At 45.8% G+C, this 12,449-nt stretch carries 9 protein-coding genes and 1 pseudogene; all 10 read left to right on the forward strand.

What is annotated here, in order from left to right; translation table 11 throughout:
- Positions 1–191 (forward strand): annotated as a pseudogene (locus tag ACLTWA_RS00005) (ABC transporter ATP-binding protein); the annotation flags it as partial.
- Positions 188–2,722, forward strand: a complete 2,535-nt coding sequence (locus ACLTWA_RS00010; protein ID WP_412325528.1) for an ABC transporter permease — start codon at positions 188–190, stop codon at positions 2,720–2,722. The pseudogene ACLTWA_RS00005 and the gene ACLTWA_RS00010, both read left to right, overlap by 4 nt.
- Positions 2,723–2,795: 73 nt before the next feature.
- Positions 2,796–4,007: an aspartate kinase gene (locus tag ACLTWA_RS00015; protein WP_173750126.1), complete on the forward strand. Its 1,212-nt coding sequence runs from the start codon at positions 2,796–2,798 to the stop codon at positions 4,005–4,007.
- Between the two features lie 185 nt (positions 4,008–4,192).
- Entirely contained in the window at positions 4,193–4,720 is a 528-nt protein-coding gene (locus ACLTWA_RS00020; protein ID WP_173750127.1) for a hypothetical protein, read from the forward strand.
- A 16-nt stretch (positions 4,721–4,736) separates the two neighbouring features.
- Positions 4,737–5,864, forward strand: coding sequence for an ROK family protein (locus ACLTWA_RS00025; protein WP_173750128.1), 1,128 nt, complete (start codon positions 4,737–4,739; stop codon positions 5,862–5,864).
- Between the two features lie 115 nt (positions 5,865–5,979).
- Entirely contained in the window at positions 5,980–7,029 is a 1,050-nt protein-coding gene (locus tag ACLTWA_RS00030; RefSeq protein ID WP_412325529.1) for an NAD(P)-dependent alcohol dehydrogenase, read from the forward strand.
- Positions 7,030–7,194: 165 nt separating this feature from the next.
- Complete coding sequence (rlmD, locus tag ACLTWA_RS00035) at positions 7,195–8,364, forward strand: 23S rRNA (uracil(1939)-C(5))-methyltransferase RlmD (protein ID WP_173750130.1); 1,170 nt, start codon at positions 7,195–7,197, stop codon at positions 8,362–8,364.
- A 290-nt stretch (positions 8,365–8,654) separates the two neighbouring features.
- Positions 8,655–10,151 carry a glycerol kinase GlpK gene (gene glpK, locus ACLTWA_RS00040; RefSeq protein WP_173750131.1) on the forward strand — a complete coding sequence of 499 codons (1,497 nt, stop codon included), beginning with the start codon at positions 8,655–8,657 and terminating at the stop codon, positions 10,149–10,151.
- Between the two features lie 67 nt (positions 10,152–10,218).
- Positions 10,219–11,088: an amidohydrolase family protein gene (locus ACLTWA_RS00045; protein ID WP_173750132.1), complete on the forward strand. Its 870-nt coding sequence runs from the start codon at positions 10,219–10,221 to the stop codon at positions 11,086–11,088.
- A 50-nt stretch (positions 11,089–11,138) separates the two neighbouring features.
- Positions 11,139–12,419 carry an amidohydrolase family protein gene (locus ACLTWA_RS00050; RefSeq protein WP_173750133.1) on the forward strand — a complete coding sequence of 427 codons (1,281 nt, stop codon included), beginning with the start codon at positions 11,139–11,141 and terminating at the stop codon, positions 12,417–12,419.
- Positions 12,420–12,449: the final 30 nt, after the last annotated feature.

Below are 12,449 nucleotides of genomic sequence, written 5' to 3' on the forward strand. Positions count from 1 at the left end.
CTGATGAGCCAACCGGAAATCTGGACTCGAAGACCAGTGATGACGTTATCGGGCTTTTGAAAATGACGGGAAAAGAGTTTCACCAGACCATTGTGATGATTACCCATAACCCGGAAATCGCCCAGATGGCAGACTGCATTGTCCGTATTGAGGACGGAAAGATTGTACAGCAGCAGGGGAGGATATTATGAAGAAGAACAATCTTATGAAAACACTGACCAACCGTACGTTCTGTCAGAATAAGGGGCGCAATCTGGTGGCAGTGCTTGCTGTTTTTTTAACTACTCTGATGTTTACTACTTTATTTGTGCTCGCTCAAAGTATCAGCGAAAACATAATAACCATGAATTTTCGTCAGTCCGGGTATGATGCACAGATTTCTTTTAAAGAAATCACAGGAGAAGCAGCAGAGAAAATTGCAGGACATCCTAAGGTAAAAGGCGTTGGCGAGAGCATTGTCCTTGGGCTGGCAGAGAATGAAAAGCTGGCAGGACGCCAGGTGGAAATCCGTTGGGGAGATGATATGTATGCCAGCCATTCCTTTGCAGAACCAACAACCGGACATATGCCGCAAAAAGAAAACGAACTGGCAGCGGGAACAGAAGTGCTGGATAAACTGGGGATACCTCATAAGCTGGGAGAAGAGGTGACCTTGCAGTGGCGCAGGGATATCAACAGCCCGGAAGTGACAGAAAGCACTTTTACCCTCTGTGGTTTTTGGGAAGATAATGCTTCTTCCTATGCCAGCTATGCCTGGGTCAGCCGGGAATTCGCAGAGAAAATGACAGGGGGAGTGGAAAATTCAGAGGGACAGGTTTTGGGACTTCATATGGCCCAGGTGCATTTGAAAAATACGAAAAATATAGAAAGCACCATGGATAGCGTCCTAAAAGACACAGGTCTGGAAGAATTGGAATATGGGGTAAACCTGGCATATTCCCCGGGAATGGGGGTTCAGGCCGCGCAGGAAAGTCTGCCTATGTATGCAGGTATGTTTCTGGTATTTGTGGCAGGATATCTGATTATTTATAACATTTTCCAGATTTCAGTATCTGCAGATATTCAGTTTTACGGGAAATTGAAAACCCTGGGAACTACCAAAAAACAGATTAAAAAACTGATTTACGGACAGGCAAACCGTTTATGCGCCATTGGGATTCCCCTGGGGCTTGTTTTTGGGTGGCTTTTGGGCATGAAGCTGGTGCCAGGCTTGATTAGCTGGTCAGATGGAAGTGCAGTGGTTTCTGGCAGTCCTGTGATTTTCATAGGTTCTGCGGTGTTTGCATGGATTACCGTGTGGGTTTCCTGTCTGCGCCCGGCCAGAATTGCAGGAAAGATTTCTCCTATGGAAGCGCTTCGTTATTGTGACGCAGAGACAAAAATCGGAAAGAAAAAACGTCCTAAAACGGTGTCCGTGGAACAGATGTCCTGGGCAAATCTCTGGAGGAATAAAAAGCGTACAATAACCGTGATTTTGTCGCTGACTCTGGCGCTGGTACTGCTCTCCGCTTTTTATGCAAAGAATGCTTCTTTTGATATGAATGTGTATCTGGAGGAACTGGCGGCTGCAACTTTACAGTTTGACGATGCAGACAGTGAAGAGCGGGTGAACGGGTATGACCCCACAGACAGCACTATAGATGAGGCGCTTGTAGAAAAAGTGCAGCAGCTTCCGGGAAAAACAGAAGAGGGCTGTCTGTATTCCAGGGAATTTTCTATGAAGCTCAGTGACAACGCTGTGAAGAATATGGAGAATTATTATACAGAAGAGGTTTTGCAGGACTGGGCATCCTTTGACAAGGGCGGGGCCGAAGACTGCCGAAAAGCCATGGAAACCAAAGAAGTAACTGCCGAAATCATAGGACTTGAAGGGATTCCTCTGGACAGTATCACAAAAGAAAAATACCTTTTAGAAGGTACTTTTGACAAAGAAAAGTTTGCTGCAGGAAATTATCTTCTGGCAGAGGGACCAAGCACAGAGGAGAAAAATGTGACCATGCCTACGTATTCCGTGGGAGAAAAGGTGGAAATTCAGGGGAAAACCTTTGAAGTTATGGCTGTAGTAGCCCCTTTCAGTCCTGTGACAGAAGGTGCTTCTGAGGCTGGGGAGGACAACCGTTATACTATGGGCCTTCTTATGCCGGCAGAGCGTTTTTGCCAGCTCTGGCCGGACAGCACCATGAGAAAGCTGTATGTCAATGTGGAAGAAGAAAAAACGGCACAGGCAGAAGAAGAGGTGAGAACCTATCTGAAGGAAACGGGAAATCACTCCAATCTGACTTCTAAAGCCACCATTGCAGAGCAGTATGAAAAACAGACAAAATCCTCTGCGGTTATGGGAAATGCAATCAGCGTGGTGATTGCCATAGTAGGAATTTTAAATTTTATAAATAGTATGGTAACATCCGTTGTGAGCCGGAGAAAGGAATTTGCTATGATTCAGAGTGTAGGTATGAGCAAAAAGCAGCTGCGGAAAATGCTGATTTTAGAAGGGCTGTATTATGCGGGACTGACTTTGGCTGCGTCTTATGCTGTCAGCAGCTTGGTCATCGGAACCGTGATACGCAGTATGGTGGAAGGCGGCATGTCAAGCTTTCAGTTTACGCTGTTTCCACTGGTGGTTTGTACACCTATATTGGTGATTTTTGCGGTAGCAGTGCCCTATTTCTGCTTCCGGAATCTGGAGAAGCAGAGTCTGGTGGAAAGACTGCGGAATGAATAAAAGAAACAGGTGACTTTAACACTTCTTAGTGCTATAATGAATTTCAGAAATACAGACAGAGGAGAAGAACTTTATGCTTGCAGTAATGAAATTCGGTGGAAGTTCTGTAGCAGATTTGGGAAAAATCAGAAATGTAGCAGAACGATGCATTAAGAAATGGAAAGATGGAAATCAGGTGATTGTGGTGCTTTCGGCTATGGGAAAGACCACAGACGGGCTTATCAGCCAGGCGCAGCAGATTACGGATATGCCGTCCAGAAGGGAGATGGATATGCTGTTGTCTACAGGAGAACAGGTATCGGTATCCCTTATGGCCATGACCATGCTTCAGATGGGAGTACCTGCCATTTCTTTAAATGCATGGCAGGTGGCGATGCACACGACTTCTGCTTATCAGAATGCAAAACTGAAGAGAATTGATACAGAACGTATCCGCAAGGAACTGGATTCCAACAAAATTGTAGTGGTTACCGGTTTTCAGGGAATTAATAAATACGAAGATGTGACTACTTTGGGAAGAGGCGGCTCCGATACAACGGCAGTGGCTCTTGCAGCGGCCATGAATGCAGACGTCTGTGAGATATATACCGATGTAGACGGCGTATACAGCGCAGACCCCCGTATTGTCCCAAATGCCAGAAAAATGGAAGAGGTTACTTACGAGGAAATGCTGGAATTTGCTTCTCTTGGAGCAAAGGTATTACATAACCGCTGCGTGGAGATGGCGAGAAGATATAATGTAAAGCTGGTGGTGAAATCCAGTATGAGCGAAGCAGAAGGAACAGTGGTAAAGGAGAGCACAAAAATGGAAAAAATGCTGATAAGCGGTGTGGCAACCGATAAGAATATTGCGAAAATTACAGTGGCAGGAATGAAAGATGACCCGGAAAGCACATTCCGCCTTTTGAACTTGCTGGCCAAACACGGAATGAACATTGACGTTATGATTCAGTCTCTGGAAAAGGACGGAACCAAAACACTGACCTTTACCATTGCCAGACCGGATATGCTCATGGCAGCAGAACTTTTAAAACAGCACAGCGATGTGCTTGGAACTGTAAACATCAGTTGTGAGGAGGATGTTGCAAAAGTTTCCGTAGTCGGTGCAGGTGTCAGCTCAAATCCCGGTGTGGCAGCAAAAATGTTCGAGGCGCTTTCTGATGCAGGGATTAACACGGATATGATTACAACCTCGGAAATCCGTATCACCGCAGTCATTGCAGAAAATGAAGCGGAAGCAGCTATGCGGGCAGTGCATGACCGGTTTGCGGCTGAATGGGAATAAAGAACGTGTGAAATAAGGAACTGTCTTATGAAGCAGGCAGCAGAGATACCTAAAAGGGCTTTGCGGATGTGTATTCATAAGGCAGTTTTTGTTTTGGAGATTTTGGAAGAATTGGATAATTTACTGAAATAAAGCATGACAGGAAAATAGATAGATGTTATACTGGGAAAAAGGAGGAAGAAGGTATGGATATCAGAACAATTCTGCTGGTACTCTTATTTTTCGTGCTTCTTGGCTGGGTGGTTTTCTGCGGGGTACAGTTTTTCAGAAGCGGCGTAAAAGTAGTGGCAGACGGAGAATTTACCGGTCATATAAAGTGCGAAATATGTGGAACGGAGTATGAAGTAAGCGCCGGAGAATTTACAAAAAGTATTATGGCAAAATCTGTGAGAACGACAAAAACCCGTATTCAGAACGGTGCATTTGTAAACCGTCCCCACTATTCTTATTATGCCAAGAAGTTTTCCTGTCCCCATTGCCGGAAACGACGGTATGGACAGGTACTGAACATCAACGAGCTTCAGAAAAAAATGCTGAAGCCTTCTATTCGGGCCGGGGTGAAGTGGCTGGTTTTTATGGCTGTAGGCGGTGTGCTTATCTTAGGCGTTTTTTGGGTTCCCATGCGTGCAGCAAACAGAGCGGCAAAGGAAAGGGCAGACGAGATGCGGCAGGAGAGATATGAAGATTTGAAGGACAAATATGGAATAGAATAATTCATAGAGGCAGGATATGACAAAGAAACAGATAACAAATATTGAGGTGAAAAAGAATAACAGAAACCGGATTTTTCGCTATATCCGCAAAGCAGGTGTTGTTTCCAATCCGGACATTGCTTACCATCTGCAAATGAGTCTTCCCACCGTGACCCAGAATACAAAAGAATTTTTGGAAAGAGGACTTTTGCAGGAAGTGGGGGAACTGGCTTCTACCGGAGGCCGGAGGGCAAAGGCTTTAAAAGTTTGTGCGGATTTTCGGCTTGCAGCAGGAATAGATATTACCGGAAATCATGTGAGCATGCTCTTGGTGAATTTGCAGGGAGAGATTCTGGACTGTCAGAGATTTGCAAAACCATATGAAAAGGGAATGGCTTATTACCAGGAACTGGCACAGAATCTGGAAAGATTTTTGGATAAAAACCAGGTGGACAGAACTCGGTTCCTGGGATTGGGTATTTCCTTTCCGGGAATCGTAAATTTTGAGAAGAAGGCCATTACATATTCCCATGTGCTGGGGGTGGAATGGCTGCCCTTAGAGGAGGTCAGCGCCTGCTTTCCTTATGCCTGTTTTTTCCTGAATGATGCCAATGCTGGTGCGTATGCGGAGGGTCTGCAGGCAGACCGTGGGGAAGAGTTTTTCTATCTGTCTCTCAGTAATACCGTAGGCGGTGCAGTATTCGCCCACGGAGAGCTTTCCCAGGGAAAAAATTTCCGCTGCGGTGAAGCGGGACATATGACTCTTGTTCCGGACGGCGGGTTGTGCTACTGTGGTAAAAAAGGCTGTCTGGATGTCTATTGTTCCGCAAAAAGGCTGGCTGATACGAAAGAGGGAAACTTGGAGGCATTCTTTTCTGCTCTGAAAGCAGGGGAAGAAAAAAGTGCTGCACTTTGGGAGGATTACACAGATAAACTGGCTGTAGCGGTGAATAATCTTCATATGATACTGGACTGTGACATTGTACTGGGAGGGTATGTGGGCAGTTATCTGGAACCGTATCTGGATGCTGTCTGGAAAAAAATTTACCAGCGAAATACGTTTGGCGAGAGCATGCCTTTCGTAAGAGCCTGCCGGTATCAAAGGGGAGCGGCGGCTCTGGGAGCCGGATTAAGAGTCATCGAATCTTTTCTGGAAACCGTGTAAAACAGAGAAAATTACCATTTTTTTATTGACTTTTTTGTTCCTTTGCTATACTATAAAAACATAATAAAACTGTTTAATTAAGTATAAAATAAAGAAAATAAGCGGAGGGACAGCCATGGAAGGTAAAATGAAAACAGCGGTTATGCTGGAGATTGGTAAAATGGGATTTGAGGAGCGTGATATTCCCACACCGAAGGATGATGAAGTTCTGGTAAAACTGGAATATGTGGGTATTTGCGGAAGTGACTTGCATTATTATGAATCAGGGGCTATTGGAGATTTTATTGTAAAGCCGCCTTTTGTGCTGGGACATGAACCGGGCGGCACAGTTGTAGAAGTGGGCAAAAATGTCACCCATTTAAAAGTCGGTGACAGAGTAGCCTTAGAGCCGGGAAAAACCTGTGGACACTGTGAATTCTGCAAAGAAGGTAAATACAATCTCTGCCCGGATGTGGAATTTTTTGCAACACCGCCGGTTGACGGAGTTTTTCAGGAATATGTGGCACACGAAGCAGGGCTTTGCTTTAAACTGCCGGACAACGTAAGTACACTGGAAGGTGCTTTGATTGAACCTTTGGCTGTTGGTTTCCATGCAGCCATTCAGGGAGATGCGCACCTGGGACAGAAGGCCGTAGTTATGGGAGCGGGATGTATTGGTCTGGTGTCTATGATGGCTTTAAAGGCCAGAGGTGTGACAGAAGTTTATGTAGTGGATATCATGGAGAAACGTCTGGAAAAAGCCCTGGAATTAGGAGCGATCGGAGTCATTAACGGTGCGAAAGAAGACGTGGCAGCCCGTATAAAAGAGCTGACTGCTGGCAAAGGCGCAGACCTGGTAATTGAAACAGCAGGAAGTGAAATTACCACAAGACAGGCCATACAGATTACAAAGAAAGGTGCTACCATTGTGCTGGTAGGATACAGTAAAACCGGAGAAGTAACATTGCCTATGAGTATCGCTCTGGACAAGGAGCTGACCTTTAAGACGGTGTTCCGTTATCGTCATATTTACCCGATGGCTATTGATGCCGTGGCTTCCGGAAAGGTAAATCTGAAGGGGATTGTAACGGATATATTTGATTTGGATGATGTACAGAAGGCTATGGATTACAGTATTCATAACAAGGCGGAAATTGTAAAAGGTGTCATTAAAATTCACGGATAAGATTTTCAGGTAACAGAAGAAGACCCTCGTGTGTCAGAAGAAAAGCAGACATACGGGGGCTTTTTGTTGTATGAAAAAATATCAGAAAAAGCATGACGAAAGAAGTGGAGAATGGTATAATAAAGCCAATCATCTGCCCGGGAGGCAATTACAGGAGGACGAAAAATGGAAGAACAAAAGAGAAGCTGTGAATTGGAAAAAATGGGCTGCGGCGGCTGTAGTATGTTGTCTCTGTCTTATGAAAAACAGTTAAAAAAGAAACAGAAAAGATTGGAAAAGCTTCTTGGAAAATTCGGAAAGGTGCAGCCTGTGATTGGAATGGAGAACCCCTGGCATTATCGAAATAAAGTAATTTCGACCTTTACACGTGGAGAGGGAAAGAGGCTGCAGAGCGGAATTTATGCCCAGGGAACCCATAGGGTAATACCGGTAGAACGGTGTTTTCTTCACCAGCCGGCTTTGGATAAAGCTGTAGAGGCTGTGCGAAAAGCGGCAGCAGACTGCAAATACCAGCCTTATGATGAGGATAGAAGGACAGGGCTGATTCGCCATGTTTTAGTAAGGCATAGTCTGACGACGGATGAAGTTATGGCTGTTCTGGTAACAGCTTCACCGATTTTACCGGGCTCTAAGGCATTTGTAAAGAAGATTCGCGAATTTTGCCCTAATATTACCACCATTGTGCAGAATATAAATCCTCGTTCCACCAGTGCTGTTCTGGGTGACAAGGAGAAGATTTTGTATGGGAAAGGCTATATTACGGATTCCCTTTGTGGAGTGAAGTTTCGTATCGCGCCTTCGAGTTTTTACCAGGTGAATCCGAAACAGACGGAAATTCTATATCAGAAGGCCATCGAAGCTGCCGGGCTGAACGGGAAACAGACGGTTCTGGACGCTTACTGCGGTGTAGGGACCATTGGACTTACTGCAGCAAAGCATGCGAAAAGTGTTTTGGGCGTGGAACTGAATCAGAGTGCGGTTCGATGCGCGGTGGAAAACGCTAAGGAAAATCATTTGGGAAATGCCCGGTTTTTGTGCGGGGATGCCACAAGATTTATACAGAAGCTGGCGACCAGAGGAGAGCATATGGACGTGGTCTTTATGGACCCGCCCAGAGCAGGCAGCACTCCGGAATTTCTCCAGGCGGTAAGCCGTATGAGGCCGAAGAAACTGGTGTATATTTCCTGCAATCCGGAGACGCTGCAGAGGGATTTGGAGATATTGGTGAAGCAGAGATGGAAGGTGGAATGGATACAGGGAGTGGATTTGTTTCCGATGACGGAGCATTGTGAATGTATCGCAAAGCTGACTTATTGTGATGATAAGAGGAAATAGAACGATATAAATTTTGCAGTATTAGAGAAGACGATATGGCGCGAAATTTACAAGATCTATGTTGAGAGGCTTATCCTTATCAAAAAAAGTTTGGCAGCTGAATAGCGTGTAAAAAGATTAGAAAAAATCCTTATTTTGTTGAAATTTTCTTCGAATCGCGCTAAAATAGCAATAGATGTTATGCAAAAGCAATAAGCAAGGCAGAAAAGAGTACGAGAAAAGCTGTCAGATATAAAAGGAAATCCTTTTTTTCTGGACAGCTTTTTTATTCTGGCAGGAGGTAAAGAGATATGGCAAAATATGTAATGGCATTAGATGCGGGAACCACAAGTAACCGCTGCATTCTATTTAATAAAAAAGGGGAAATCGTAAGCTTTGCCCAGAAGGAGTTTACCCAGTATTTTCCAAAGCCGGGTTGGGTGGAACACGATGCAAACGAAATCTGGTCCAACCAGCTGGGCGTTGCTGTGGAGGCAATGCAAAAAGCCGGTGCAGAGGCTGAGGATATTGCGGCCATCGGTATTACCAATCAGAGAGAAACTGCAGTGGTATGGGATAAAAATACAGGAGAGCCGGTTTATCATGCTATTGTGTGGCAGTGCAGAAGGACTTCGGAATATTGTGACTCTCTGAAAGAAAAAGGACTCACGGATGTATTTCGGAAGAAAACCGGACTGATTATCGACGCCTATTTTTCAGGAACGAAAGTAAAGTGGATTTTAGACCATGTGAGAGGGGCCAGGGAGAAAGCTGAAAGGGGAGAACTGCTTTTTGGAACCGTAGAAACCTGGCTGATATGGAAAATGACAAAGGGTGCTGTCCATGTGACGGATTATTCCAATGCTTCCAGAACGCTGCTCTACAATATCAATACTCTGGAATGGGACGAGGATATTTTAAAGGAATTGGATATCCCCCGGTGTATGCTGCCGGATGTGAAGCCTTCCAGCTGTATTTACGGTGTGACGGACAGCAGTTTTTTCGGAGGCGAAATTCCTATCGGAGGAGCAGCAGGAGACCAGCAGTCCGCACTTTTTGGACAGGCCTGCTTTTCCAGGGGAGATGCAAAGAATACGTACGGCACAGGCTGTTTCCTTTTGATGAATACAGGAGAACAACCAGTGTTTTCCGAAAATGGGCTGGTTACAACCATTGCCTGGGGATTGGACGGTAAAGTGAATTATGCCTTGGAGGGTTCTGTATTTGTGGCAGGCGCTGTGATTCAGTGGCTGCGGGACGAACTGCGTCTTATTGATTCCGCAGAGGATTCCGAATATATGGCGCAGAAAGTAAAAGATACCAATGGGTGTTATGTGGTTCCGGCATTTACCGGGCTGGGGGCGCCATATTGGGATCAATATGCAAGAGGAACCATTGTGGGACTTACCCGTGGGGTGAATAAATGCCATATTATCCGGGCTTCTCTGGAATCACTGGCTTATCAGGTGCATGATGTGATTGAGGCCATGAAAGCAGATTCCGGCATGGAAATTAATTCCCTGCGGGTAGACGGCGGGGCCAGCGCCAATAATTTCCTTATGCAGGCCCAGGCGGATATGATACAGGTGCCGGTGAAACGTCCGGTCTGTGTGGAAACTACGGCTATGGGCGCCGCTTATCTGGCTGGTCTGGCTGTGGGATACTGGAACAGCAAAGAGGAAATTATGGAAAACTGGAGTGTTGACCGAACCTTTACACCTGCAATTACAGAAGAGGAGAGGGACAAAAAGTCCAAAGGCTGGAAAAAAGCGGTGAAATGCGCTTACGGCTGGGCAAGAGAAGAATAGCGGAAATCATTATGAAAATCCGAGGTATGAGTAAGATTCAGAAAAAAACAGGAAAGAAGATGACATCATGTTTGGAGAAAACCATGCACATATTTTTATGAACGCGGTCAATTACAGACAGGCTGTGAGAAAGCATGAGAACGGTGTAGATGAGGAAGTTATTTACAGCCATTTCAGGGCATATCAGGAGAAAAATATTTCCTTTGTCCGGGACGGCGGAGATAATCTCCAGGTTTCCAAAAGAGCGAAAGAACTGGCAGGGGAATACGGTATTGACTACCGAACGCCCGTTTTTGCCATTCACCGCAAAGGGCACTACGGAGGAATTGTGGGACGGGGGTTTGAAAATCTGAAGGAGTATGCAGCCCTTGTAAAAGAAGCTGGTGCTCAGGGCGGAGATTTTATTAAAATTATGACCACGGGAATTATGGATTTTAACACAGATGGTTCGGTGACAGAAACACCCCTTTCTTTTGGCGAAGTAAAGGAAATGGTGCATATTGCCCATGAGGAGGGATTTTCAGTCATGGCTCATACCAATGGTGCCAGGGCGGTAAGAGAAGTGGTGGAAGCCGGGGCAGACAGCGTGGAACATGGAAATTATGTGGACGGGGAAACCATACAGGCGATGGCAGAGTCCGATGTGGTCTGGGTGCCTACAATTACAGTGGTAAAAAATATGATTGGCTGCGGCCGCTTTTCCGATAAGGTGTTGAAGAAAATCTGGGAAACGGGAAGCCGGAATATCCGCAGTGCTTTTGCCCGGGGCGTGCACATGGCACTGGGAAGCGATGCGGGGGCTTACCGGGTTTATCACGGACAGGGACTTGCAGATGAATGGAATTGCTTTAAGGAAATTCTGGGGGACAGCCAGCCGGTGCAGCAGCGTCTTTTGGAAGGCGAACAGAGGATACGGGAAAAATTCCAGAGACAGTAAAGAAATTAACCGTTATCATGACGGCAGAGAAAACATCAGGAGGACTCAGAATGGACAGAAAAAAATCTTTTGTGCTGAAAGGACATATTTGTTATAGCGATGAAAAGAAAAAACTTCACATAAAACCCAACAGTTATGCAGTCTGTAAAGATGGTGTCTGCCAGGGAGTTTTTGAAAAGATACCTCAGAAGTTTGCCTCTTTTGAGGTGAGAGATATGGGAGACGTTCTGGTGATTCCGGGACTGACGGATTTGCATGCCCATGCGCCCCAGTATGCTTTTCGGGGGCAGGGAATGGATTTGGAACTTTTGGAATGGCTTAACACCCATACATTTCCGGAAGAGGCCCGATATGCGGATTTGGAATACGCTCAAAGGGCATATGGCATGTATGTGGAGGAACTGAAAAAAAGTGCAGTGACAAGAGCCGTTATCTTTGGCACTCTTCATGTAGAAGCCACAGAAATTCTGATGGATTTGTTGGAAGAATCCGGTTTGGAAACGTATGCAGGCAAGGTGAATATGGACAGAAACGGCGGAAAAAATCTGGAAGAGGCAAGCGCACAGAGTTCTGCAGCAGAAACCAGACGGTGGTTACAGGAGACAGAGGGAAAATACAGACATACCAGGCCCATTCTGACCCCAAGGTTTATTCCGGCCTGCAGTGATGAACTGATGGCAGAGCTGAGAACGATTCAGAAGGAATATGGTTTGCCGGTTCAGTCTCATTTATCGGAAAATCCTCAGGAGGTTGCCTGGGTAAAGGAATTGTGTCCCAAGGCGAAATCTTACAGCGATGCTTATTTTCAGGCAGGACTTTTCGGCGGAACTTATCCTGCGGTGATGGCGCACTGTATTTGGGTAGACGAGGAGGAAATCCAGTTGATGAAAGAGCAGGGCGTTTATGTGGCTCATTGTCCGCAGTCCAATGCCAATCTGTCCTCCGGAATTGCACCGGTACGAAAGTTTCTCAGCGCGGGCGTTTCAATAGGACTGGGCAGTGATATGGCGGCAGGCAGCAACACTTCCATTCTGCGTGCCATGGCTGATGCGGTGCAGTGCTCTAAGCTGCGTTGGCGTCTGGTGGATTCCGAGGCAAAGCCTCTTACATTTCCAGAGGTCTTTTATATGGGAACTTTGGGTGGAGGTTCTTTTTTCGGAAACGTGGGAAGTTTTTTGCCGGGGTATGCGTTTGATGCGCTGGTCTTGGATGACACCAGTCTGCCCCAGCCCCGGAAGCTGGAGGTTTCACAGAGGCTGGAGCGTTTTATTTATCTGGGGGATGAGCAGAATATTGTGTGCAAGTATGTGAATGGAGTATGTATTCGCTGATTTTTCAGAAAAAGATTCTATAGAAAATAT

This window comes from Lacrimispora sp. (assembly GCF_046972725.1).
Taxonomy (GTDB): Bacteria; Bacillota; Clostridia; order Lachnospirales; family Lachnospiraceae; genus Lacrimispora.